This is a genomic window from Lacunimicrobium album, assembly GCF_052161635.1.
Taxonomy (GTDB): Bacteria; Planctomycetota; Planctomycetia; order Planctomycetales; family Planctomycetaceae; genus SXPC01.
In genome coordinates this window covers 2,961,285-2,986,135 of the sequence record NZ_CP197413.1, presented here as the reverse complement: position 1 = coordinate 2,986,135, position 24,851 = coordinate 2,961,285, and the positions used below count along the sequence as shown (strand labels likewise).

The following is a 24,851-nucleotide window of genomic DNA, read 5'->3' as shown; positions in this document are numbered from 1 at the left end:
TGATCACAGCAAAGCGACAACATCATGATTTTCTACCTGGCGAGCATACAACCTTCGATGCTCTGGGCAAAATGGTCGAAGTTCCGCCACAGCTTCTGGTTTCTGCCACTCTGCTTGAATCTGATTGCGATCGTGATGGGAGTCACGATTCCGTATGTCGAGTCGTTCTTCCGACTGGGGCGGATTGATTCTCTCGACTGGATGTTATCGACGGCGGATTCTGCGCGCAGCATTCTGGGCGCGATCGCGGGTGCATTGATTACTGAGACGACGATGATCTTCTCGGTCACGATGGTTTCGTTGTCGTTGACTGCTTCGCAGTACGGATCTCAGCCGCTGCGGACCTTTATGACACGCGGGATCAGCCAGTTGACGCTGGGGATGTTTCTGGGCACGAGTATGTATTGTCTGATCGTGCTGTTCTGGGTGCAGGATGGGGAGAATGTCACGTTTGTGCCTCATGCGTCCGTGGTTGTTGCGTTGATTTTGACGATCGTGAATCACCTGTTGTTCATCTATTTCCTGGACCAGATCGCGACGTCGTTGCAGTCGAATGTGGTCGTCAAGACGATTGCCGATGATCTCTCCGCGACGATTGATCGGCTTTATCCCAGTCAGGTTGGTCAAAAAGGCAAAGAGGTTCGCAAGAACCTGAAGCCGCTGTCCGAGTTGGTGGATGGGCTCAAGAGCATGCCGCATCAGCTGACGATCATGGGGCCGGGGGCGGGGTTCTTACAGATCGTCGATACGCGATCGCTGATGAAGCTGGCCAGCCGCGATGATCTGGTGATTCGTCTGTTGATGTGGCCGGGAGATTTTCTCTGTGATCAGAAAGAGATCGCGGTGATCTATTCGCAGGCCAAGCTGGATCAGGATGAGATGACAGAGCATCTGCATCAGGCGATGATCCTCGGAAGCCGTCGGACCCCCGATCAGGACGTGGAAAGTGCCGTCTGGGAACTGGTCGAAGTGGCAGTGAGAGCACTTTCGCCAGGTATCAATGACCCGATCACGGCGCTGATCTGTATTGACTATATGGGAGTCAGCCTGCGTCGCTTAGCGGGGAGTCTGCCCGTCGATGAGCGTCGAGTCGATGACGAAGGGCATCTGCGTCTGCTCATTCCCTCAGTCAGTTTTAAGCACGTTCTGAGAACTGCGTTCGGACAGATCCAGCTTTATGGCCGGGACAACGGACTGATTCTCGAACGTCTACTGGATCAACTGAAACTGATTCTTCCGGCGTGTCACAGCGAAGAACATCGGCAAGTGGTCAGGCTTCATGCCGAACTCATCAGGCAGATTGCAGAAGCGAACGTGCAACAGCCCCAGATCGTGGAGAAGATCCGAGAGCAGGTGAACGCGTTGCAGGCACTGTCGAATCAGGTGGACTGAACGGCGTGGAGTTGGAGTTCCTCAAGGCTGACGAACTCGAGGGCGGAGATGTGGGTTGATTCGATGACGACCTTAGGGGCCATGCCGGCGAGGAAGGCTTCTTTCCAGCGAGCGGCACACAGGCACCATTGGTCGCCGGGCTTGAGGCCGGGGAAGCCGTAGGCGAGGTTGGGTGTGCTCAGGTCGTTGCCGCGAGCTTTGGAGAAGGCAAGGAACTCTTTGGTCACCTTCGCGCACACAACGTGGACGCCATAGTCATCGGCACCGGTACGGCAGCAGCCATCGCGGAAGTAGCCGGTCATGGGGTCCGTGCTGCAGGGTTGAAGGACGGTACCGAGGACGTTTTTGGGAGTAGCGGGCATGCGGCACCTTTGGGTGAGAAGAGCAGGGGAGGCTGTGAATCATTTATAGAAAGGGCGACTTCGTTTGGGGAGCGACGTCACTGCAATTGGTGGAAAGGGGACGTAAATGAGGCGGCCACAAGATCTCGTGATCAGTCAAACTGGGTAAAGTTTGAATTGCACGGTCGGCATGAGACTATTTGCCAGTGGTGTTTGAAATCTTCATGCCAAATGGGGACTAAGAACAAGTTGTCCACATGCGAAATAGACCCAAACCGGGAGTTGCCAACGGGTTAGTTTTTTGTCGACAAAAGGGACTCAAGCCGGGAACCGCACAAATCCGAAAACACAACATATAGTATTGACACCATCTTCCATGCGGATATACTGGATTTGCCCGATTATGAAAATCCGGCGAAGAATCGTTTTGGATCTCCTTTCTCCTCGACTTCGACAGGATGTTGCGGATGGATTTCGCGTCGACGAGCAGTTCTCTTTACAGCATTTTTCTCAGCCGGCCGTGGGTTTCTGGCCGAAACGCTTTTTGGTCGACAATTGTTCATTTACATTGCCTCTTCGACCGATAAAATGCCTGTACCTCTGTTCTGATTCGAGTCCGTTCGTGCGCGCCTTCAGGTTGGGAAAAGGAGTCTGAAAAGTTCTTCATGGATGACACACAATGGGAAACGGTTTTGCTCTTCTGGTGATGGGGATCACTGGCGAGTAACGCCAAAGCGGCGGGCGAGTTGACTTGCTTGTCTGCCATCAGCCTGATGACTGGCTGACGTCGTGGTTGCGGGGTTTTTCCTGTGACTAGAAACAAAATTTATGGGGATTCAGTTGGCACGAAGCCGACGCCTTGGGATCGAAAATAGGAGATAGCGACGAATGATTCGTGCACAATCAGAATGGATTGTCCGTAAACGTGATGGCCGAGTAGTTCCGTTTGATATGACTCGGATCGAGCGAGCCATCGAAAACGCTTTCCGGGCGGAACTGAATCTGGCAGATCACCAGCCTCTGCACGATGATCTGCAGGACGAAGTCCCGAGCATTGCTCGCGAGATTTCGAACGAACTTCAATCGTCCGCCAGTTCGTCCCAGGGGGTCGACGTGGAGAAGATTCAAGACTTCGCCGAAATGCTGCTGATGCGTCGCGGTCACTATAAAGTGGCTCGTCGGTATATCGTTTACCGTGCTGAACATGCCAAGCTGCGTGCCCTGAAAGGGGAGGAGACGGTCCAGGAAGCCCGTCCGCAAACGTATGTCGTCCTCGAAGACGGCACCCGCGTCCCTTTCGATCAGGTCCGTCTGCGTCGCCGGATGCAGGAAGCCTGTAAGGGTGTGGAAGATGTCTGTCCAATCGAAGACCTTATGGACGATGTCCTGCGCTCAATCTATGACGGCATCACCGTCAGCGAGATTTACCGCGGGATGATCCTGGCTGCACGATCTCGGATTGAGCGCGATCCTGCTTACGATACCGTTTCGTCTCGTCTGATGCTGAATGTCATCTATAAAGATGCCCTCGGCGAAGTCCCTGAGAAGAAGAAACTGCTGTCGGTTTATCGTCACCAGTTCGAGCACTACATCATCGACGGGATCAAGGCTGAGCGTCTGACGGAAGGTCTGCGCGAGTTCAACTTGACCGAGATCGCCGATGCGTTGATGCCGGAGCGCGATCATCTGTTCCAGTACCTGGGTCTGCAGACGATCTATGATCGTTACCTGATCCACATTGATAACCGTCGTATCGAAACCCCTCAGTACTTCTGGATGCGGGTCGCGATGGGGCTGGCGGTCAATGAAGGGGAGCAGAAAGAAGCCCGCGCCATCGAGTTCTACAACTTGCTGTCGCAGTTCCTGTTCACCTCAGCCACTCCGACGCTATTCAACTCTGCGACCCTCAATCCTCAGCTGAGCTCCTGCTATCTGTCGACCGTCGAAGACGATCTGGAGCACATCTTCAAGGTGGTTTCCGACAACGCCAAGCTCTCCAAGTGGGCCGGCGGACTGGGGAACGACTGGACGAACATCCGTGCGACCAACTCGCACATCCACGGCACGAACGGCAAGAGCCAGGGTGTCATTCCGTTCCTGAAGGTTGTCAACGATACGGCTGTCGCGGTCAATCAGGGTGGCAAGCGGAAGGGGGCGGTCTGCTCTTACCTGGAGACTTGGCACCTCGATATCGAAGAGTTCCTCGATCTGCGTAAGAACACCGGGGATGACCGACGTCGTACGCATGACATGCATACTGCGAACTGGATTCCTGACCTGTTCATGAAGCGTGTGTTGTCGAATGAAACCTGGACTCTGTTTAGTCCGGACGAAGTTCGTGATCTGCACGATCTGACCGGCAAGGCCTTCGAAACCCGTTACGTCCAGTACGAGCAAATGGCAGAAGAAGGGGAGATCAAGCTCTCTCGCAAGATTCCTGCTCAGGACCTGTGGCGTAAGATGTTGACCCGTCTGTTCGAGACCGGTCACCCATGGATCACGTTCAAGGATCCTTCGAACCTGCGATCGCCTCAGGATCACTGCGGCGTGGTGCACTCGAGCAACCTGTGCACCGAGATTCTGCTCAATACGTCCAAGGATGAGATCGCGGTCTGTAACCTCGGCTCGATCAACCTGAAGACACACGTCGTCAACGGCGAACTGAGCCTGCCTCTGCTGCAGACGACGATTCGCACTGCCATGCGAATGCTCGATAACGTCATCGACATCAACTTCTATCCGACTCAGGAAGCCAAGAACGCCAACATGCGTCACCGTCCGGTCGGGATGGGGATCATGGGCTTCCAGGATGCGTTGGTCTCTCTGGGGATCAGCTACGCCTCGGAAGAAGCGGTCGAGTTCTCCGATCGCAGTATGGAAGCGATTTCCTACTACGCGATCATGGCCTCCTCAGAACTGGCTGCAGAGCGTGGTACCTACTCCAGCTATAAAGGCTCGAAGTGGGATCGCGGGATGCTGCCGATGGATACGCTGGAGTATCTCGAAGAGCAGCGTGGGGTGGCCCTCAATGTTGATCGCAGCAGCACGATGGACTGGACCGTCGTCCGTCAGGCGGTTCGCAAGCACGGGATGCGTAACAGCAACTGTATGGCGATTGCTCCCACCGCGACGATCTCGACCATCGTGGGGTCAACTCAGTCGATCGAGCCGACGTACAAGCACCTGTATGCCAAGAGCAACCTGTCGGGTGACTTCACACAGATCAACATCGAACTGGTCAATGAACTGAAGAGCCGCAATCTTTGGAACAGCGACATGCTCGATGCTCTGAAGTATTACGATGGTCAGATCTCCGAGATCGCGATCATGCCAGACGACATCAAGGCCCGCTTCATGACGGCTTTCGAAGTCGATCCCCGTTACCTCATCGACTGTGCAGCCCGTCGCCAGAAGTGGATCGACATGGGCCAGTCGCTGAACCTTTACATGGCCGGTCCAAGCGGCAAGAAACTCGACGAGATGTACTTCTACGCCTGGAACACCGGCCTGAAAACGACCTACTACCTGCGAACCCTCGCAGCGACCCAGGTCGAGAAATCAACGATCGACGTCAACAAGTTCGGCATCCAGCCACGCTGGATGAAGAGCAAGTCGGCATCATCTTCAATTCGCCTGGACCGCTCGCTGAACGCCGAGACCGACGCTGCGGTCAACAGCAAAGGTGGCAACAGCAACGGGCATCACTTCAAAGAAGCGGTGGAAGAAGAGATGCCTGTGTCTATGATGGTCTGCGATCCGCGCAACCCGGATTGTGAGTCTTGTCAGTAAGCCAGTTGGTTACAGCAGCCCCAAATGGGGCTGCTCTCTTACATGCTCAAAGCAGAGATATGTCTATGGAATGCCATACACTGATCATTTTGGGAGCTGGCGCTAGCATGCCATATGGTTTTCCATCTGGCGAAAAACTAGTTCAGTCGATTGCTTCCATTTCATCCGAGGAAGTGACGGCCGCTTCATATATAGATCGCAATGTATTTACGGTCTCTGGACTCGAAGAGTTCAAAAAGCGACTACGTAATTCAGGTTACGACAGCATTGACGCATTTGTTGAACAAAATCGAGAGTTCGAAAAGCTAGGAAAATTTATTGTTTACAAAATTATTCGTAAATTTGAATACAAGAGTACGTCCTTGTTTGAAAGAGGTGGAATAGAGAATGACTGGTACCGCTATATATTGAACAATTTTTTGGACAACAGCGGGAATGAACTCGATAGCGGTATTAGGATTCTTACGTTTAATTATGACAGATCACTAGAATACTATTTATACAATTCTTTATTGAATCGACGTAGGATTTCAGAGTTTGAAGCTGGAGCGATCGTCAAGCACCTTGGAATCCATCATCTTCGTGGATGGCTGGGGCCAATTCAGAACTATGACGAGGACGCTCACAAACATGTTTACTATGGAAAATCCAGATACCTGAGAGATCATGGATTGCCTCCTGAGCATGACGAAGCCATCCAGAACTTCAATTCAATAGAGTTTGTTGGACTGTCTATGGTTGGTGCTTTGCCGCAAGATGTACAAGACTGGATTGCATTTGCTTCAAACGTGGTTTTTCTTGGATTTGGCTATCATAAATCAAATATGGGCATTTTCAGAAAAATCTTTAGCTCTAGTCCCAAGGATGGCTTGGATAGGAGAGTTCGAGGCACGTGCTTGGGTTTCGAGCCTGCAGAGATACTTACTCTACAGAATCGTTATCAGGGACTAGAACTTTTTTCTTGTGATTCTCTTAGCTTCCTCCGCAAAGAGGGCTTGTTTTCTCCTATTGCAAAGAGCAAACCTGTTAGCCGCCGTGGTCGAATTTCTGCAAAATAAAATAAACATATCAAATACAACTAAGGATCCTGTGATGACTCCCCCTTCATCTATTCAAGAACGCCAACTCGCTTCTGCGCCCACCGACCGTTTCCGTGCCAATGACAAGCGGCTCATTAACTGCGCTCAGGTTGATGTCAACCAACTCATGCCGATTAAGTATAACTGGGCGTGGGAGCATTATCTCAATGGGTGTGCGAATCACTGGATGCCGACGGAAGTCGCGATGACCAAGGACATCGAGACTTGGAAGTCGGACAAGCTGACCCGTGATGAGAAGCAGGTCATTATGCGGAATCTGGGGTTCTTTTCGACGGCGGAGTCGCTGGTCGGGAACAACCTGGTGCTGGCGATCTTCAAGCACGTCACGAACGCTGAGTGTCGTCAGTATCTGCTGCGACAGGCGTTTGAGGAAGCGATTCACACGCATACCTTTATGTATGTTGTGGATAGCTTGAGTCTCGATGAAGGCGAAGTCTTCAACATGTATCACGAGATTCCTTCGATCGCCCGCAAAGACAAGTTCGAGATGGAACTGACCGCGGAAGTGCTCGATCCGGACTTCACGACCGAGAGCTTCGAAGGGGCTCAGATGTTCCTGAAGAATCTCATCGGCTACTACCTGATCATGGAAGGGATCTTCTTCTACTCAGGCTTCGTCATGATCCTGTCATTCCACCGTCGCAATATGATGACGGGGATCGGCGAGCAGTTTCAGTACATCCTGCGGGATGAATCGATCCACCTGAACTTCGGGATCGACCTGATCAATGGTATCAAAGCTGAGAATCCAGAACTGTGGACCAATGAGTTCCAGGAAGCGATGATCGCCCGCGTGCGTAAAGCGGTCGAACTCGAAATCGACTACGCCAAAGACTGTCTGCCACGCGGCGTCCTCGGCCTCAACGGCGATCTGTTCCGCGACTACGTTCAACACGTCGCAGACCGACGCCTGGAGCGTATCGGACTGCCGTCGATCTACGGTTCGTCCAATCCGTTCCCCTGGATGAGCGAAACGATGGACCTGGCCAAGGAGAAGAACTTCTTCGAAACACGGGTCACGGAATACCAGACGGGCGGCACGCTGAACTGGGACTAATCCGACATCCGTCGACAGGTGCGGCTGATGGGGAGTCGATTGACTTCCTGGTTGCGCCATTGGCTGCGGGTAGAGAACATTTTTTAGAGAAGGCCTCCGACGTGTTGTTGGGGGCTTTTTCGTTTTATAATGGGTTGGACGTGGATTTGGTGCGGTTCGCGAAGCCTCACCAGCACCCTACAGGAGAGCAAAGTGCCATGCTTGCGGCATGTTCTGGACGCTCCAACGTCAAACGAAGCAGCATGCTCACCCAAAGCTGTGAGCATGGCACGACTTTTGTGATCGCGATGGTCTAAATTGCAATTGGTAATGAAGGGGAGTGTTCCATGCTGATGTCGTTGAAAGCAGTCTGTTGTGGGTTGGTGTTGTGGTTGATGAGCACCACGGTCTGTCGCGGGACGCTGGAATCGGGGTGTGAGGTTTCGATTGAAGGACATGGTTGTACACTGACAACTAAGTCGGGCGGCGTGGCGATGACTTCAGGCGGACATCGAATCTTTGTGGGTGGCGGGGTGGTGATTGATGGTCGGCCGGTAGCCGTGGTGCCCGATGGCAGCAAAGAGGTTCGCGTTGTGGTGACGATGGCGCGCGTGCACGTTTACATTGATGAGCGTGAAGTTGATCTGGGTGAAGCAACTCGTTGAATCGATGGACGCGGTTTTGCGCTCCCTCTCGGTCGCGGCTCTGATGGGAGCGAGGCATGAGTGAAGAGACGTTGGTTTATCGGAGCGAGAAGTACCGGGAGTTGATCGAGGAAGGTAGAGTCAAGAAGGTGGAGGCGATGCGGTCGAAGCGTGGGTGATGAGAGGAGAGTCTATGAGACAAGGTGAAATGCCAAATAAGAGATCCTGTTGTCCACCGATGCTTCGATGTTATTCAACCAGAAGGCGTTTAATTCATCAGGGGGAATACAGTCTTGCTGTTTGAGGTCAGCTCGAAGTCTCATCATTGCGTTGTGATCACCAGTGCTCTCTTTGGTCCAAAGCAGCAAAGCGTTCAATGTGGTGTAAAGATTTGCAACACTCGAATTCACGAGATAGACAGGCTCAGGTAGGTCTAAGTCGATGGCGAAAATCCGGCCTGTCGATTCTTCAAGGCAAATCCATGCCCCTCCTTGAAGGTACTCAGTATCACCAACATGCCAGAATCGCTTCCACTCGGAAGGCATTTTGCCCAGCTTGCAGCCGAGATCTATATGGCGACTCCATATCAACTCAAGTGGCGTCAGAGTCTGATGGAACTTCAAAGAAATGTCGTTGTAGCATCGTATGCTGACTTCGCGCGGCAGCCCATATTCGCGAAGTATCGAGATGCAATTATCTGGAAGTAATGGAAGCGACACAGGAAAGGTGAACGGTCTTGCTTCACATTGCCAGCGACTTGCAAATTCGATTGGCGAGCAAGATTGCATGTCACCTAACTTGAATGAGAGGTTAGTCGAGTTTGGCGGACTGGTTGGTTTTGGGGGCGTTGATGACGGTTTCGCCGCCGGGGAGTTTGGCTTCGAGGGCGAGGTTGTCGTCTTTGAGTTTGAGCATCAGGTTGTATTTGGTGAAGAGGTCATGACGCAGGCGGTTGAGTTCGGCGAGGTCAGCATTGCGAGAGGCATCTTCGTCCTGGATCGAGGCGACGAGGCCTTTCTTCAGGACTTCGGGGGCGTTAGCGGGGGCGTTGGGTAAGCCGTTGAGTTCGGCGATGCGCTGATCGAGTTGGGTGATGGCTTTGGCGAGGTTGGCTTGTTCGGCTTTGATTTTTTCGAGGCGCTCGTTGCCTTGTTCGGTCGCGATGGTGATCTGGACGCCGAGGTCGTCAAAGCGGACGACCTGACCTTGTGGCATTTCATCGCGGAAACGCCAGGCTCCCGGTCGCCAAGTCGCGACTTCGTTGGGTCGAGGGAGTCGGCTCAGTTGAACGGTGGCGTTAGTGCCGGTGATGTTGGTGACTTTGAACTGGCCGACGTAGAGGAAGCCTTCGCCAGTCGGATCAGGCTGGAACGCATAGAGCGTGGGGGCGATGTTGCCTTGAACGCCTTCCATGGCCAGGCCAGCGTTTTGTCCGATGCCGAGTTGGAGCACGCCGTTCTGGGCGTTGAAGATTTGAACGGGGACGTTGTTCCAGATCTGGCCCCAGGAGAGCATGGCGCGCTGGAGTTCGGTGTTGGCGGCGGCGACTTCGTTCTGACGTTTAATCAGATTGCCAGAGACCTGCTCGTAATTGTCTTTGGCTTTGATGACGGCGGCTTGCCAGCCGTCGCGGTGTTTGAGCAGGGAGGCGGTCAGACCAAACGCAAGGGCCCCCAGGAGCATGGTCAAAGCCAGTAGGACGTTACCGAATGTCGTCATGAGAGTCCGATGCTCTTAGAAGTCGTTTGAAAATCCAAACGGGTTGGTTGTTGCCTGTTGTTTGTGGGAAGGAATGTCTGTCAATGAGCGTCTGACGCGATTCCCTCATCTGACCTTCTTTTCGGAAGAAGACAGGGGGTTGACACCCCCCGCTCGCCTGTGGGGAACAGGGACGAACGAAAACAGGGCATAGCTGCAGAGTTTCTTCGACACCAAATGAGCTGGCGCTGAATTCGGAGGTGAACGCCGGGCAAACAGGATGAAAAGTTGCCTCAGGCATTCGCGTCGAAAGACATGATCCGCACAACCTATCTTAAGGTGACTTTTCAAGATGGGTCAAGAAGGAAGCGGGTGAGGACTGCGGTGAGAAGAGGGGATGTCAGGGAATTGCGGGATGTAAGGGTTAGGGGATTGAACCGTTCTCTCGGAAAATCACGCTGTCCGCAGGTGCGGGAGCAAAAAACTCGTTTTGACATGATTCACGATGCGGAATGTTTTTCGGACTGGCGGATCTGGTCGCGGAGTCTGGCGGCGAGTTCGTAGTTTTCGGATTCGACGGCCTGGGCGAGGTCGCGCCGTAGTTTGATGAGTTCGTAGTGTTGCTGGCTGGAGTTGCCGGTGGCGGATTTGGGGGTGCGGCCGACGTGTTCTGTGGCCTGCTGGATGTTCTGGAGCAGGGGAACTAAGCGGTCATAGAAGACGTAATAATCGTTGGGGCAGCCGAAGCGTCCCTGCTCGCGGAATTCCTGGAAGCTGATGCCGCAGTTGGGGCAGCGTTTTTCGGATTCCTGGGCGAATTCTTCGGGAAGGTCTTCCCCTTCGGCAATCATTTCTTCCTGGAGAGCGGTGACGTCGGAGGAGGGCTGGCTCATGTAATCATGAAAGTGGTGTTCGCAGAGGTGGAGTTCTTTGACCTGTCCGTTCTGCAGGATGGTGACGTGATAGACGGAGGGCTTGGCGCAGATGTGGCATTTTTTCATGGCGGTCAATCCTTCGGTCGCGAACTCAGGTCGGATGGTCGGGCGGAATGATTATAGGGTTTGGAAAGGTGGGTTGGGAAGTGCGTGGGGTGGCGGGGAGTTTGTGCGCGGGGTGGGAGCGGAATGAGGCGGGGGTGTGCCATCGGGTGGGCTACGAGTTTATAGACGGCTTATTGGCGCGATGCCCTAATCCGGCCTTCGGCCACCTTTTCCTGAGAAGACTACCGCGTCACCTTCTCTCGTCTCATCGACGAGAGAAGGCTCCTTGCTTCCACGGGGGGAGAAGGGCATGTATTAGTGGGGTTTGTTGCAATAGTTGCAAAGTTGGGTGGAGTTGCATTTAGGTAGTGGAGTACTAGTTTTTTAGCTACAGATAAAGATGTTCAATTTGTGCTTAAAAATGGCTGCAAAACGGACAGAACACGTGGGATTCACGTTTGGCGTATTGCGTCAAGGTGTTTTGGGACAAAGTGTTAAAAAAAAGAACAAAGGCGTTGCACTTTTTGTCGCATGTTTTCAAATTGAATGCGGTTTATGTTTTACCTGCCATACCTCACACGCAGGTGACTTGTCTTGATGAGTTACTTCGCGTCCCTCCTGCCTTGCGACCTTCCTTCCCCCCGACCCGCCTTCGAAAGGGATTCTGATGCCAACAATGTCCACGCTGCTTGGTCAACTCCCGGTTTTTGCGCAGAACCCGATTCACCGACGGACATTCCTGAGTACCGGCTTCCTGGCTGGGGCTGGTCTGGGACTGGCGGATCTGTTCCGTTATCAGACAGCATTTGCAGAGCAGAAGAGTTATCAGAGTTTCGAAGGGACTGCGAAGTCGGTCATTCATATCTTCCTGCCCGGGGGGATTGCCCAGCAGGAGTCATTCGATCCGAAGCCTTATGCCCCTGTCGAGTATCGCGGGGATTTTGGTTCGATCGATACCGCGATCAACGGGGTTCGCTTTGGCGAGACGCTGCCACACACCGCCAAGATTGCTGACAAGCTGACGATCATTCGTTCCATGACTCACGGCGAAGCGGCTCACGAGCGTGGGACGCATAACATGTTCACCGGGTATCGCCCGAGTCCTGCGTTGAGCTATCCGAGTATCGGGTCGGTCATCAGTCACGAGTATGGTCCTCGCGAGAACCTGCCTCCTTATGTCTGTATTCCGAATGTTCCGAATGAATTTGCGGGCAGCGGTTACTTGAGCTCTTCTTACTCGCCGTTCAGCCTGGGATCGGACCCGGCGGCCGGGAAGGGCTTCAAGGTACGCGACCTTGATATGCCTCAGGGCATGGATCACGAGCGATTTGCTCGTCGTCAGCATGCGTTAGAAATGGTCAACAAGAAGTTCACACAGCAGCAGAAGGATGACTCGATTGCAGCGATGGACAGCTTCTATCAGCGGGCTTATTCGCTGATCAATTCTGAGAAGGCCCGTGACGCGTTCGATCTTGGCAAAGAGACCGACGAGATGAAGAACCGCTATGGTGTGAACACCGCGGGTTCTCGTCTGCTGATGGCTCGACGTCTGGTCGAAGCGGGTGTGCGACTGGTCAACGTCACGTATGGTGGCTGGGACATGCACGACAATATCGTCAACGGCTTCCGCAATCAGATGCCATCGTTCGATCAGGCGTTTGCTGCGTTGGTCAGCGATCTGGATGAACGCGGGTTGCTGAAAGAGACGGTGGTCATGGTCTCTTCGGAGTTCGGACGAACGCCGAAGATCAATAATACATCTGGTCGGGATCACTGGCCGAAGGTCTTCAGCGTCGCGATGGCGGGCGGGGGCTTTAAGCGTGGTTATGTCCATGGCGCTTCCGATTCGACGTCTGCGTTCCCCGATCTGGATCCAGTCTCTCCTGAGGATCTGTTCGCGACGGTTTATCACTGTCTGGGGATTGTCGCTGATAAAGAGCTGATGGCTCCGGGGGCACGGCCGATCGAGATTATCGATGGCGGGAAGGTGTTGACGGAGATTCTTGCGTAATTATTGAAACTGGTGTCTCCACGTCGACGTGCTCCTCTTCGTCGCGTGGGGATTGATCCCTGACGTTTTGCTTGGAAGTGTGAACGTCAGCCTGCCTATCGCCCACCCTCATCCGTCAGCACTGAGTTTCGTCAACACCTGAAGTGTTGTGCTGCCACCGTCTCCCCTCAAGGGAGAAGGGACATGAGAGTGAACCTGCCTTTTATCCCACCTTCGTTCTCGACGAGACGCGTGCTGCGGAAAGTTGATGATATGCGATTTTTGTTGAAGCTCGATGCTGGCTGCGCGATGGTGCGTGGGCTGGTGGTTACTGGTTTGTTGGCGTTGTCCTTGCCGACGATGGTATCGGCGAATCCCACGCTCAGCATTTTGACCCCCTCCGGGGGGCAACGTGGTACGGAAGTCAAAGTGATGTTCCGGGGGGATCGCTTTAAGGATGCCCAGGAGATTGTCTTTTTCGAGCCGTCGATCAAGGCGAAGTCGCTGACGGTTGTCCCCGAGAAAGGGGATAAGATCATTGAGGCGGTGATCGAGATTCCTGCGGATGCCCGTCTGGGAACGTATCCCTGTATGGTGAGGACGCCAACGGGGTTGAGCCAGCTGCAGACGTTTCAGGTGACAGCGTTTCCATATGTCGAAGAGAAAGAGAAGAACAACAATTTCGAAGAAGCACAGAAAGTCGATCTGAATGTCACGGCTTCGGGCAAGGTGACGAATGAAGACCTCGATTACTATGCTGTTGATCTGAAAGCGGGGCAGCGGTTCACGGCGGAAGTCGAAGCCATGCGTCTGGGGCTGGAATTTTTCGATCCGCACCTGGGGCTTTATGATTCACAGAAGCAACTGGTGGTCGCGTGCGATGATCATCCGCTGACTTACCAGGATTCCTACATCAATCTCAAAGTGCCCGCTGACGGGACGTATTATCTGGTTGTTCGTGATAGTGCTTTTGGTGGGGCCGATAATTTCCAGTACCTGCTGCACATTGGAGATTTCCCTCGTCCGACCGGAGCGAAGCCATCCGGTGGTCCGCTGCCGACGGCTGAGAAGCCTGTCGAGCTGACGATGATCGGTGATGTGATGGGGGAGTTCAATGTGACGTTGAACTCTGCTCAGATGCCGACGTTTCGAGATGGGAACAAGCTCCCTTTTTATCCGATGCAAGAAGGAAAGCTTGCCCCTTCGCCAAACTGGTATTTCGTCTCGGATCGGGAGAATGTGATTGAGGCTGAGCCGAACGGGAAGCATGAAGAGGCTCAGCGTTTGAATGTCAATCAGGCGGTGACGGGATTGATCAATGAGCCGGGGGATGTGGATGTTTATGTCTACAACCTGGAGAAGGGGAAGCAGTACGAAGCGAACGTCTATGCCAACCGGATTCGTTCTCGCCTGGATGCGATTGTGTCGCTGCGAAATATGAAGGGTGGCACGATGAAGGAGAATGATGATCAGGGGGGACTCGATCCGTATATCCGCTTTGATGTGCCGGAGAATGGCGAGTATCAGCTGTTTGTCTATACGCGACTGAAGCGAGGCGGGGTCGATTATCCTTATCGACTGGAAGTGACGGAAGTGAAGCCGGTGCTCGAAATGAGCACGATTGATTTTGATCGCTATGTGACGGCAACGATGTCGGTCGCGCCGGGGGGCTGTAATGCGGTGATTGTCAATGCGACACGCAAGGACTTTGGGGGCGCATTGAAGTTCATGGCAGAAGGTTTGCCGCCGGGTGTGAAGATGATTGTGCCGGAGACCTGGACGTCGCGGGGGCAGATTCCTGTGATGTTCGAGGCGGAAGAAACGGCCCCGATGGGCGTGGGATTGACGAAGGTCAATGCCGTCAATACGCGAGAGGATGGGTCCGTCGTTGTGGATGCGGATCTGGTGCAGTCGCATCTGATGATTCGCCAAGGGGGGAACAATGATGCGTACTGGGTTGAGCGTTCCAAGATCATGCCGGTGGCGGTGACGCAGAAGTATCCGTTCAAGATCAAAGCGATTGCGCCCAAGGTGCCGATGGTGCAGAACGGGGCGATGCAGCTGAAAGTCGAAGTCGAGCGGGAAGCGGGATTTGAAGGCGACATCGCGTTGTCGCTGCTGCTGGCCCCGAATGGTCTCAACGCCAACCAGGTGACGATCAAAGGTGCCGAGAGTTCGGGGGCCTTGTCACTGAACACCAACGATAAAGCGGAGACAGGAAAGTTTGCTGTGTGCGTCCGGGCCAAGACGACCGTCAACGGTAGTCCGGTGACGCTGTGTACGCCGTTTGTCGATCTGGAAGTGACCGATCCTTATCTGAACCTTGAGTTCGAGCAGGCGACCGTTGAGCAGGGCAAGACGACGCCGATGATCGTGAAGGTCAAGAACAAGAAGGAATACGAAGGCAACGCGACTCTGGAACTTCAGGGGCTGCCTGCGAAGGCAGTTGCTGAGAAGAAGGAAGCCGCCAAGGACACGGCGGAAGTCGTCTTTGATGTCAAAGCAGAAACTGATACGCCGGTTGGTCAGCACAAGAACCTGTTCTGCAAGGTGCTGGTCATGCAGAACGGCGAACCGATCGAGCATCGCCTGTATGGCGGGAAGCTGCGGGTCGATGAGCCGAGCAAGGTCGTGATGCCGGAGACGAAGAAGGAAGAACAACCTGCACCTGCGGCAGAAGTCGCTAAGGCTCCTGAGCCACCGGTCAAGAAACCACTTTCACGCATTGAACAACTTCGACTTCTCGGCCAACAACAGGCCGGCGAAGGAGGGAAATAATGATTCGATCTTTTTTCAATATCGCTGTGTTGATCGGGTTGTCGCTATCGGCATCTGTGCTGTTGGCACAAGAGACACCGGCTCCGACGGAAAATGCTGCTCCGCCTGCGGCCGAGGCTGCGACTGTACCTGCTGCGGCAGAGACTCCTGCGCCGGCGGCGGCTGCCCCGGTTGCTGAGACTCCGCCTGCTGCGGCGGCTGTTGCTGCCGAAGTTGCGGTGCCTGAGAAGGTCGCGCCGAAGCCGACGCTGGTGGTGTTTCCGAATTCGTTCGTGATGACGTCGAAGCAGGATGATCGCTCGTTTGTGGCGCAGCTGATTTATCCGGATGAGACGACGACGGATGTGACCGCGAAAGTCGTTGTCGAGATGCCAGAAGCGCTGGTGCGTGTCGAAGGGAACAAGTTCTATCCGATTGCGGATGGGAAAACCGAGATCACGTTCCGTGTCGATGACCAGTTGGTGAAGCTGCCGATCGAAGTGAAGGATTCTCAGAAGGATCGTGCCCTGACGTTTCGCCAGGATGTCATGCCGATCTTCATGAAATCAGGCTGTAATACGGGGAGCTGTCACGGGGCGGCTCGCGGAAAAGACGGGTTCATGTTGTCGCTGTTTGGGTATGACCCGAACGGGGATCAGGTTCGCATTACGACCGAGCAACTGGGACGTCGGATTAACCTCGAAGTTCCCAGCGCCAGTCTGCTGGTGGAGAAGTCTGTCGGGGCTGTGCCGCATACCGGTGGCAAGCGGATGGAGCCTGATTCACTCATGGCCAAGACGATGATCGACTGGATCGCGATGGGGGCGCCTGCGGATGGACAAGCGGTTGCGGCTTGTGAGCGGATTGAGATTTCGCCACGGCATGCGGTGTTGCGCGGGGATGGACAGAATCAGAAGCTGACGGTGCTGGCGTATTATTCGGACGGGACACAACGGGATATCACCCGTCTGTCGGTCTTCCTGTCGAACAACGATCACGTCGCGACGGTTAACGAAGCAGGCGTTATCAGCAGTCGTCACCCGGGCGAGGCGTTCATGATGGCCCGGTTTGATGAGCATACGGTCGGGATTCCGGTCATGGTGATTCCACAGGAAGAGCCGAAGCTGGAGCCAGCTGCGTTTACTGTTGCGACGATTGCGGGTTCCAAGGAAGTCGATGAGACGGTCAACAAGAAGCTGCGACAGTTGCGGATGCAGCCATCGGGGTTGTGTACCGATGAGGAATTCATTCGACGGGTCTACATCGACCTGATCGGGCAGGTGCCGACGCCTGACCAGTATAAAGCGTTCATGGAAAGCAAATCGCCAAGCAAGCGGGCGGAAGTGATCGATCAGTTGCTCAGTCGAGTCGAGTTTCAGGATTTGTGGGTTGGGTTGTGGTCGGAGTGGCTGATGCTGCGTTCTTCGAACGAGGTCAGTTACAAGTCGATCGTGCTCTATCACCAGTGGCTGGAAGAGCGTCTGGTGGCGAACGTGCCGATTGATCAGATCGTCAAGGAACTGCTGACCGGGGAAGGGGGGACATTCTCCCAGCCTCAGACGAACTTCTATGAGATTGAACGGGATACCTTGAAGACGTCCGAAAACGTCGCGCAGATCTTCATGGGGATGCGGATTCAATGTGCTCAGTGTCACAACCACCCGTTCGACCGCTGGACGCAGGATGACTACTACGGCTTCGCTGCGTTCTTCTCGCAGATTGGTCGCAAGGCGGCTGAAGATAAGCGAGAGAAGATCGTCTTCAACAGCTTTGGTGGTGAAGTGAAGCACCCGGTCGGGGGACGCAATATTCCGCCCGTTTTCCTCGGGGGAAGTGCAGCGGATACGAAAGGCAAGGATCGACGTCAGGTTGTGGCTGACTGGCTGGTGTCGGCGGAGAATCCGTGGTTTGCACGCAACTTCGCGAACCGCATCTGGCATCACTTCTTCGGGATCGGGATTGTCGATCCGGTCGATGATGTGCGTGACAGTAACCCTGCTTCGAACGAAGCGCTATTGGCCTTGCTGACGGATCACCTTGTTGATGCTCAGTTCGACTTCAAGACATTGATTCGTGAGATTTGCAATTCGCACACCTATCAGCGTGCGACCAGTCGCAATGAGACGAATGCTCTCGATGAGCGTAACTTCTCGCATCAGACGGTCCGACGGATCAAGGCCGAGCAGATGCTCGACATTCTTTCACTCGTGACGGCGAGCCAGGATAAGTTCAACCGGTTGCCACTGGGGTCTCGGGCTGTCGAGATCGCAGACGGGAATACTTCGACGTACTTCCTGACGACGTTTGGACGGTCGACGCGATTGACAGCGTGTTCCTGCGAAGTTCGCATGGAGCCGAACTTGTCGCAGGCGTTGCACATGATCAACGGCGAAGCGGTCAACGGGAAGATGCAGCGTGGCGGACTGGTCAAGCAATGGGCCAAGGACAAGCTGAGCCCGGAGCAGGCGATCAATGAGATCTATGTTCGCAGTCTGTCTCGTTATCCGAATGCGGACGAGGTGGCAGCGCTAATGGAACTGTATGCCAACGAGCGGCCGTTTGAGCAGGCGACGGAAGATGTCTTCTGGGCGGTGCTGAACAGTCGGGAGTTTTTGTTTAATCACTGATGGAGAGGCGCTGGGCGTTAGGCGCTAGGCGCTGGAACAGAATGGTCGTGGGTGGCTGGGGTCAGGATTTTTAGCTGACCCCAGTTGTGTGCGTGAGCGAGGCAGTCTTTGCTGTTGTTTGGTTGAGTGAATGACAGCGAATGAGTGCCTATGCCTCACCCTCATCCGCCCTTCGGGCACCATTCCTGAGAAGACTACCGCGTCGTTTGCTCTCGCCTTCTCGGCGAGAGCAAACTCCTTGCTTCCACCTCAAGGGAGAAGGGACAGAATGCCGCTCCCCTCAAGGGAGAAGGGACGAAATGAGAGCGATATTTAATTCGCAGAGATCCCTCATCCGACCTCGAAGACTCGGCCACCTTCTCCCCGGGGGAGAAGGGACAGTTTGAGAAGCCTTGTACCGAATTCAGTTTTGTTAGCAGGAATGATTGAGATGAAATTGATCTGGAGTGGCCTTTTGTGTGGTCTGGTTTGTGTCTCGGCTGTGAATGCTCAAGAGGCGCCGGTGCATAAGGTGACTTATGAGAAGGACATTCTGCCGATTTTTCGTCAGCATTGCGGGAGTTGTCATAATCCCAATGACCGCAAGGGGGGACTGGCGGTCGATAGTTTCGCGTTGCTGATGCAGGGCGGGGCGTCGGGGGATGCCGTCATTCCTGGAGATGCGGACAGCAGCTTTTTGTTCCTTGTCGTCAATCGGGACAGTGAGCCGTTCATGCCGCCGAATGGGGCGAAGATTCCCCAGGAGCAGATCGACCTGCTGAAAGCCTGGATCACAGCCGGGGCGCCTCTGAAGTCAGATAGTAAGGTTGAGATCAAAGAGAACAAGGCGCTCAAGAATATGACGGTCGATATCGGTCGTCCTGCCGATGCGCCGACGCTGCCGGGGCCGGAGTTCAATCAGAAGCCGGTGCATGAGACGACTCGTCCCAATACGATTACGGGGCTGGCTGCCAGTCCCTGGGCACCGTTGTACGCCGTTTCGAGTTATCAGCAGGTGCTGCTGTTCGGAGCCGAGCCCGCGAAGCTGCTGGGAGTGTTGCCGTATCCTGAGGGGATTCCTGAGCAGATCAATTTCTCTCGTAACGGCAAGCTGCTGGCGGTTGGTGGTGGACGCGGGGGAGCGTCAGGAAATGTCGTGCTGTTTGATGTGAAGACCGGGGAACGGATCGCCGAGATCGGAGCTGAGTATGACTCGGTGCTGGCGTCGGATGTGACGTCCGACTATCGGTTCGTCGTGCTGGGTGGGCCGAAGAAGATGGTCCGGATCTTCAATGCACAAACGGGAGAAGTCCTGTTCGAGATCAAGAAACACACTGACTGGGTTCAGGCCGCGGAGTTTTCCCCAGACAGCGTGCTGTGTGCCACAGGGGACCGCAGCAACGGGCTGTTCCTGTGGGAGACATTCACGGGCAAAGAGTTCGCAACCCTGAACGGACACAAAGGGGCGATTACGGATATCAGCTGGCGTCCCGATTCGAATGCAGTCGCGAGCTGCAGCGAAGATGGGGACATCAAGATCTGGGACGTGAATACCGGGGAAGCGATCAAGTCGTGGAAGGCTCACGGGTCGGGGACGACGTCGATTCAGTTCACCATGGAAGGGAACATTGTTTCTGCAGGACGCGATAAGCGGGTCGTCCTGTGGGATGGAAACGGGAAGGCGCTCAAAGAAATCGGCGGGCTGCCGGAGATTCCAACCGACGTCACCTATGACAACGATCGCAAGCTGATCATGGCGGGCGACATGCGCGGCATGATTCGCATGTGGAACGCAGAGGGGAAAGTGGTGCAGGAGTTCCAGGCGATTCCGAAGACGCCTCAGGTGGAAGCGGCTGCGGCGACGGCGGCGAATTGAGGGGGGACGAGTTGGAACGCAGAGCCCGCGGTGGGGAGCAGAGGACGCGGAGTTGTTGGTCATTTGAGTTGATCAGCCAGTAGAGGATCAGTCTCTCAGATGGCAGGGGATCTATTGCGTCGTGAAGAAGTTCTTGGGGGAGCCGTCGAATTCACGGGCATCGGGGATGGTGTTGAAGGCGATTCTTGCGGGGGCGGCGTGGCGGGTTTCGTGCATGGCGGCGGGGTAGAGCATGTCGCGGCCGAAGCGTTCGTTGATCTGGTCCATCAGGCGGGTGGCTTCGTTGCGTTTGCGGTCTTGAGGGAGCAGGGAAGCGGGAGTGGATTTCTGGTTGCTGACGTCGGAGAGGACCATTGAGACTTTGATGGGGTTGGCGGTGGTGTCCTGATCGCGGTCTTCCCACATGCGGGCGAAGACTTCGAGGAAGGTCGAGGTTTCCTGAGTCGGAGGAAGATGGACCGTCTTTTCCCAGCGCGGGCCAGCTAAGCCGTTGACCTTGATGGAGAGGGACTTGGCCCAGAAGTTGTCCATGCGAAGGCGACGGGCGGCTTTGGCGATCAGTTTGATGAGAATACCCTTGCAGCCGAGGTCATGGCGGAGGTCGGGTGGGAGGACGTGAGACTGGCCGAAAGAGCCACGGTGGGTGTCTGGCTCGGCGATGTGGTGGCCGCGGATCTTCCAGTACCAGCGTCGTCCTTCGATGCCGCCCCAGACCCGTTCGAGCTGGGATTCGCTGCAGTGATACATCTGCTGGACGGTGAAGATGCCGGCACGATGGAGTCGGAGTTCCATGCGGGCACCGATGCCGGGGAAGTCGCGGAGTTGGAGGTCGAGGAGGCGGTGGGGGATGTCTTCGGCAGTGAGCAGGGTGAAGCCATCGGGTTTCTGGAGGTCGGTGGCGACCTTGGCGAGGTAGCGGTTAGGCGCGATGCCGATGGAGCATTTCAGGAAGGGGCCGACTTGTGTCGCGATGGCGGCTTTGATTTCGTGGCCCAGGCGGGTGGCGACGTCGATCTCGCGCTGGTAGGTCGTCAAGCGGCAGGACATTTCGTCAATGGAATGCGTCTTGTCGACCGGGACAATGGAATGGACAGCCGCGACGATCTGGTGGTGGACCTGGACGTAGCGTTTGACTCGAGCGAGGACGATGCGGATTTCCGGGCAAAGCTGGCGGGCTTCCCAGAGTCTGGTGCCGGTTTTGATGCCGAAGCGCTTGGCTTCGTAGCTGGCGGCGAGGCAGGAAGTGTTGTCGGCCATGACAGGAGCGACAGCGACGGGGCGTCCACGTAACTGCGGGTCGTCGTGTTGCTCGACGGACGCAAAGTAGGAGTTCATGTCGACGAATAGCCAGTTCACACTCATACACACTAACTTGACGAAGGTATGGACAATTGTCAACATCTCTATCGGCATTGTCCAAGTCGGCAAGACAGCAAAAATCTGCAGAAACATTTCAGCAGCGAATTGACTGATCTCGTAAAGCCTTTCCTTAAAGAAGTTTACAGCAAACAGGGCTTAGAGTTATCGTCAGCCCTCCCAATCTGCCCAATCCGTTTCCGGGGAACGACTTGGGCTTGAGCGACTCATTTTCAGAATGTTATTTGATCCAAAAGGGAAAGATTTTGGTTTAATGAGATCAAATTGATTAAAGATTTGCATCGCGACCCACCATTTCCTCATGCTACTGCGTAGAATGAAATGGGTTGCTGAAGCGAATCTCAACCCGACCCGGACCGGACGTATAAACGAACGTCCAAATGGGTTTAGCAATCTGACTACTCAGATCGACACCTTAGCTGTGAAAGATCGTTGTCTATGACTCGTACAGAGCGACTTGATAAACTCAAAACAAAGCTTCTTGATCGACGAAAGGAACTCCGAGTCAAAATTACCGGTGACCTCGGCAGTACCGATCCCAATCAGCAGGGCGATGAAGGAGACGCAGCAACTTATAACGCCAGCAGTGACCTGAACACGCGTTTGGCTTCGATGGAAAGTGATGAGCTCCGCCAGATTGAGTTGGCTTTGAACAAGTTTCGTGACGGTCGCTATGGCATCTGCGAAATGTCTGGCAAAAGCATTCCGATTGCCCGGCTGGAGGCGTTGCCTTTCACTCGATTGTCAGTTGAGTGTCAACGTGTGCAGGAAGAATCCAGCCATGCGGACCATGGATATAATGCGGACTGGGAATTTGCAGTGACTCAGGAAAGCCGATTCCAGGAACGCGATCTGACGATTTCTGATTTGCGTATGGAAGACTGAGATAATTTCGACCACTTCTGTCTGAGGGGTCAGGCAGAAAGGGCAGAGCGAGAGCTCTGAAGTCCGCGACGGGCGTCTCCTGACGTTCCGTAACGAGGACAAAACGGGGAAAGCCAGGCGTATGCCTGGCTTTTTTTATGCGCGGTCGGAAGAAGGTTACGACTCAGTGCGGTCTCAAAAGTCGTGCTATGCTCCAGCTTTGGGGAGCGTTTGAAATTCGAACGTCCACAACATGCTTGCTCAAAGCCGCAAGCATGGCACTTTGAGAAAAAAGCGGTATGAGTCGACTTGGGATTGTTATTGCTATGGTTTTTGAATGAGCGATTCGGAGCGGAGGCCGTTGGCGCGGTTGAGGATTTCCTCGGCGGGGGCGATCAGCTTGGGCTGCATGCTGTAATCGAATTCGTGACGGTTCTGGACCCGGAAGGGCAGGAAGTTGTCCGAGACGAAATCGAGAGGGAAGACCTGATACCACGGCGGGCGGACGGTCTGCAGGGTGGTTAATGTTTCGTAGCCATCTTTGATAAGCGTGATTTCACGCGTGCCGTAGTGAGTGAAGTCGACAGCGACCGGGGTGAAGCCGATGTCTTTGCCATCAAGACGAACCATGGCGCCGGGTGGGTCGGTGCGGATGGTCATCCGTCGATTGACGCTCATGCAGCCTGTGCTCAGGAGCAGCAGGGCGATCAGCAAAAATGGACGGAACGTGAACATGGAATCGTGCGTCTTGACTTGTGAGTAAAAACGAAGGTGCGTGAATGGCGCGGAATTTATCAGGAGTTGGCGAGGGGGGAAAGAGCATTTTTTGAGAGGGGAGGCGGAGGAGGAAATGCCTAAAGTCAGTTTCGAATTGAGAGTCGGTTTATGCCTAGCGCCCACCCTCATCCGTCGTCGAAGCGACGCCACCTTCTCCCCTCAAGGGAGAAGGGACGAGAATGGGGCAAGTCAGAGAAATCGTATCAGAAGAAACTTGCAATATGCGGGGATGTTCAGTTTGTTATATAGTGTTGTGCGAGAACGGATTAACGTGGAAATGAGTGGAGTTGGGTGATACATGCGTTGGGATCAGGTCGTTCAGTATGCGATCAAGACTGATACCGGGATGAAACGGGCCGGGAACCAGGACCGGGCTTTTGCGGCGTTGTGCACCAATCATGACTACTGGCGAGAACAGGGGCACATTTTCATCGTAGCCGATGGGATGGGCGGGCATGCGGTGGGCGATCTGGCGTCGAAGATTGCTGTTGAGGAACTGCAGCACACGTTTCAGAAGATCAATAACCAATCGACGAAAGAACTGCTCGAGAGTGCCTACCGGGCTGCCAATCAGGAAATTAATCGTCGAGGGAGCCTGAATCAGGAATTCCATCGCATGGGAACGACCTGCACAACGCTGGTGCTCAATCACCAAGGAGCGTGGGTGGGGCATGTGGGGGATTCGAGGACGTATCGGGTGCGCGGGACGCGGATTGATCAGATGACGTTCGATCATTCGCTGCAGTGGGAACTGGCACGCAAGACGAAGAAGACGTTGAAAGAGATTCAGAAGACGGAGCCGAAGAACGTTTTGACGCGATCTTTAGGGCCTGAAAAAGAGATGCCGATTGATGTCGAGGGACCGTTTCCGGTCCTGCCGGGTGACATCTATATTCTGTGTTCGGACGGGCTGACGAATTATCTGAATGACTCTGAGATCGGGATGATTGCCGCGCTGATGCAGCCGAGTGAGGCGTGTCGGATGATGGTCAACCTCGCGAATCTGCGTGGTGGAGCGGACAACATCACGGTGGTGATTGCGCATGTGAATGCTGCAGAAGACAGCGGGGTCTTTCTGCCAGAGCCTCCGACGATTGAACAGGCGCCGACGAACGATGTCACAGGTCTCAACATCGGGTTGGTGATCTCGGCGTTCATGCTGGCGATGGGGATTTTGCTTCTAGTTGGTGGATACACGGTTCCGGGGATTGTGGTGACTGGAATAGCTGGGCTGGCAGTCGCGTGGCTGGTTGTGTCGCTGATTCAGAACAGTCAGAAGGTGGTTCCGAAGCAGGAATTGAATGATCCCGAAGAGACGATTTTCTGGCGTCCTTATCGGACGGCGTCCGCTTCCTTTTCGCATGAACTATTGGATGAGATCAGCCGGGTGACCAAGGAGTTGGAAGATCTGGCCAATAAGCGTGGTTGGAAGTTCGACTGGCAGCATCAGCAGGCACTGTATACGGAAGCCAATCGTAAGATCGAAAAGCATAAGTACGATAAGGTGCTGCAGGCGTACTCGGTGGCGATTGATCAGTTGATCTCGGTGATGAAGTCGAATGATTCGCGGCTGGAACGGTCGCATGTGGTAACGGAGAAGTAGGCGTTTGACGTTGAGTGTGGA

17 protein-coding genes are annotated in these 24,851 nt (G+C 54.5%); 11 read left to right on the top strand and 6 right to left on the bottom strand.

Annotated elements, in window-relative coordinates; genetic code table 11:
• The first annotated feature begins 24 nt into the window (after nt 1-24).
• The gene (locus tag SH248x_RS11855; RefSeq protein WP_459554483.1) at nt 25-1,392 is read left to right on the top strand and encodes a DUF2254 domain-containing protein; all 1,368 of its coding nucleotides are present in this window, start codon (nt 25-27) and stop codon (nt 1,390-1,392) included.
• On the opposite strand, the gene SH248x_RS11850 is transcribed toward SH248x_RS11855, so the two are convergent.
• Nucleotides 1,380-1,754: a DUF2237 family protein gene (locus tag SH248x_RS11850; protein ID WP_459554482.1), complete on the bottom strand. Its 375-nt coding sequence runs from the start codon at nt 1,752-1,754 to the stop codon at nt 1,380-1,382. The two genes, SH248x_RS11855 and SH248x_RS11850, sit on opposite strands and share 13 nt — an antisense overlap.
• Nucleotides 1,755-2,621: 867 nt before the next feature.
• Here SH248x_RS11850 and SH248x_RS11845 point away from each other — a divergent pair.
• The 4 genes from SH248x_RS11845 (at nt 2,622) to SH248x_RS11830 (ending at nt 8,323) form a co-directional block, all read left to right on the top strand.
• Entirely contained in the window at nt 2,622-5,522 is a 2,901-nt protein-coding gene (locus SH248x_RS11845) for a ribonucleoside-diphosphate reductase subunit alpha (protein ID WP_459554481.1), read from the top strand.
• Nucleotides 5,513-6,580: a hypothetical protein gene (locus SH248x_RS11840; protein ID WP_459554480.1), complete on the top strand. Its 1,068-nt coding sequence runs from the start codon at nt 5,513-5,515 to the stop codon at nt 6,578-6,580. Before SH248x_RS11845 ends, SH248x_RS11840 begins: the two co-directional genes overlap by 10 nt.
• Nucleotides 6,581-6,614: 34 nt before the next feature.
• Nucleotides 6,615-7,679: a ribonucleotide-diphosphate reductase subunit beta gene (locus SH248x_RS11835; protein WP_459554478.1), complete on the top strand. Its 1,065-nt coding sequence runs from the start codon at nt 6,615-6,617 to the stop codon at nt 7,677-7,679.
• A 326-nt stretch (nt 7,680-8,005) separates the two neighbouring features.
• Nucleotides 8,006-8,323 (top strand): hypothetical protein, encoded by a 318-nt coding sequence (locus SH248x_RS11830; RefSeq protein WP_459554477.1) that lies wholly within the window; start codon nt 8,006-8,008, stop codon nt 8,321-8,323.
• 170 nt (nt 8,324-8,493) lie between these two features.
• On the opposite strand, the gene SH248x_RS11825 is transcribed toward SH248x_RS11830, so the two are convergent.
• From SH248x_RS11825 to SH248x_RS11815, 3 genes are all read right to left on the bottom strand, one after another.
• On the bottom strand, nt 8,494-9,090 hold the full coding sequence (locus SH248x_RS11825; protein WP_459554476.1) for an SUKH-4 family immunity protein: 597 nt from the start codon (nt 9,088-9,090) through the stop codon (nt 8,494-8,496).
• A 22-nt stretch (nt 9,091-9,112) separates the two neighbouring features.
• On the bottom strand, nt 9,113-10,021 hold the full coding sequence (locus SH248x_RS11820) for a hypothetical protein (RefSeq protein WP_459554475.1): 909 nt from the start codon (nt 10,019-10,021) through the stop codon (nt 9,113-9,115).
• A gap of 479 nt (nt 10,022-10,500) precedes the next feature.
• Complete coding sequence (locus tag SH248x_RS11815) at nt 10,501-11,001, bottom strand: UvrB/UvrC motif-containing protein (RefSeq protein WP_459554474.1); 501 nt, start codon at nt 10,999-11,001, stop codon at nt 10,501-10,503.
• Between the two features lie 655 nt (nt 11,002-11,656).
• On the opposite strand from SH248x_RS11815, the gene SH248x_RS11810 reads away from it, so the two are divergent.
• From SH248x_RS11810 to SH248x_RS11795, 4 genes are all read left to right on the top strand, one after another.
• A complete protein-coding gene (locus SH248x_RS11810) occupies nt 11,657-12,991 on the top strand; it encodes a DUF1501 domain-containing protein (RefSeq protein ID WP_459558612.1) in 1,335 nt (444 codons plus the stop codon).
• Between the two features lie 252 nt (nt 12,992-13,243).
• Entirely contained in the window at nt 13,244-15,748 is a 2,505-nt protein-coding gene (locus tag SH248x_RS11805; RefSeq protein WP_459554473.1) for a PPC domain-containing protein, read from the top strand.
• The gene (locus SH248x_RS11800; RefSeq protein ID WP_459554472.1) at nt 15,748-18,354 is read left to right on the top strand and encodes a DUF1549 domain-containing protein; all 2,607 of its coding nucleotides are present in this window, start codon (nt 15,748-15,750) and stop codon (nt 18,352-18,354) included. The genes SH248x_RS11805 and SH248x_RS11800 overlap by 1 nt, the downstream gene beginning before the upstream one ends.
• A 430-nt stretch (nt 18,355-18,784) precedes the next feature.
• Entirely contained in the window at nt 18,785-20,209 is a 1,425-nt protein-coding gene (locus SH248x_RS11795; RefSeq protein WP_459554471.1) for a WD40 domain-containing protein, read from the top strand.
• Between the two features lie 111 nt (nt 20,210-20,320).
• On the opposite strand, the gene SH248x_RS11790 is transcribed toward SH248x_RS11795, so the two are convergent.
• Entirely contained in the window at nt 20,321-21,571 is a 1,251-nt protein-coding gene (locus tag SH248x_RS11790; protein ID WP_459554470.1) for a DNA polymerase Y family protein, read from the bottom strand.
• A 453-nt stretch (nt 21,572-22,024) separates the two neighbouring features.
• On the opposite strand from SH248x_RS11790, the gene SH248x_RS11785 reads away from it, so the two are divergent.
• On the top strand, nt 22,025-22,471 hold the full coding sequence (locus SH248x_RS11785) for a TraR/DksA family transcriptional regulator (protein ID WP_459554469.1): 447 nt from the start codon (nt 22,025-22,027) through the stop codon (nt 22,469-22,471).
• 303 nt (nt 22,472-22,774) lie between these two features.
• On the opposite strand, the gene SH248x_RS11780 is transcribed toward SH248x_RS11785, so the two are convergent.
• The gene (locus SH248x_RS11780) at nt 22,775-23,185 is read right to left on the bottom strand and encodes a peptidase associated/transthyretin-like domain-containing protein (protein WP_459554468.1); all 411 of its coding nucleotides are present in this window, start codon (nt 23,183-23,185) and stop codon (nt 22,775-22,777) included.
• Between the two features lie 340 nt (nt 23,186-23,525).
• Between SH248x_RS11780 and SH248x_RS11775 the strand changes: the two genes are divergently transcribed.
• Nucleotides 23,526-24,830, top strand: a complete 1,305-nt coding sequence (locus SH248x_RS11775) for a PP2C family protein-serine/threonine phosphatase (protein WP_459554467.1) — start codon at nt 23,526-23,528, stop codon at nt 24,828-24,830.
• Nucleotides 24,831-24,851 lie beyond the last annotated feature (21 nt).

What these genes read in the sequence shown, in the direction of transcription:
- SH248x_RS11795 (WP_459554471.1), top strand. Translation starts at nt 18,785, where the DNA reads ATGAAATTGATCTGGAGTGGCCTTTTGTGTGGTCTGGTTTGTGTCTCG.
- SH248x_RS11790 (WP_459554470.1), bottom strand. Translation starts at nt 21,571, where the DNA reads ATGAGTGTGAACTGGCTATTCGTCGACATGAACTCCTACTTTGCGTCC.
- SH248x_RS11775 (WP_459554467.1), top strand. Translation starts at nt 23,526, where the DNA reads ATGCGTTGGGATCAGGTCGTTCAGTATGCGATCAAGACTGATACCGGG.
- SH248x_RS11830 (WP_459554477.1), top strand. Translation starts at nt 8,006, where the DNA reads ATGCTGATGTCGTTGAAAGCAGTCTGTTGTGGGTTGGTGTTGTGGTTG.
- SH248x_RS11835 (WP_459554478.1), top strand. Translation starts at nt 6,615, where the DNA reads ATGACTCCCCCTTCATCTATTCAAGAACGCCAACTCGCTTCTGCGCCC.
- SH248x_RS11780 (WP_459554468.1), bottom strand. Translation starts at nt 23,185, where the DNA reads ATGTTCACGTTCCGTCCATTTTTGCTGATCGCCCTGCTGCTCCTGAGC.
- SH248x_RS11845 (WP_459554481.1), top strand. Translation starts at nt 2,622, where the DNA reads ATGATTCGTGCACAATCAGAATGGATTGTCCGTAAACGTGATGGCCGA.
- SH248x_RS11820 (WP_459554475.1), bottom strand. Translation starts at nt 10,021, where the DNA reads ATGACGACATTCGGTAACGTCCTACTGGCTTTGACCATGCTCCTGGGG.
- SH248x_RS11805 (WP_459554473.1), top strand. Translation starts at nt 13,244, where the DNA reads ATGCGATTTTTGTTGAAGCTCGATGCTGGCTGCGCGATGGTGCGTGGG.
- SH248x_RS11825 (WP_459554476.1), bottom strand. Translation starts at nt 9,090, where the DNA reads ATGCAATCTTGCTCGCCAATCGAATTTGCAAGTCGCTGGCAATGTGAA.
- SH248x_RS11785 (WP_459554469.1), top strand. Translation starts at nt 22,025, where the DNA reads ATGACTCGTACAGAGCGACTTGATAAACTCAAAACAAAGCTTCTTGAT.
- SH248x_RS11850 (WP_459554482.1), bottom strand. Translation starts at nt 1,754, where the DNA reads ATGCCCGCTACTCCCAAAAACGTCCTCGGTACCGTCCTTCAACCCTGC.
- SH248x_RS11855 (WP_459554483.1), top strand. Translation starts at nt 25, where the DNA reads ATGATTTTCTACCTGGCGAGCATACAACCTTCGATGCTCTGGGCAAAA.
- SH248x_RS11815 (WP_459554474.1), bottom strand. Translation starts at nt 11,001, where the DNA reads ATGAAAAAATGCCACATCTGCGCCAAGCCCTCCGTCTATCACGTCACC.
- SH248x_RS11810 (WP_459558612.1), top strand. Translation starts at nt 11,657, where the DNA reads ATGTCCACGCTGCTTGGTCAACTCCCGGTTTTTGCGCAGAACCCGATT.
- SH248x_RS11800 (WP_459554472.1), top strand. Translation starts at nt 15,748, where the DNA reads ATGATTCGATCTTTTTTCAATATCGCTGTGTTGATCGGGTTGTCGCTA.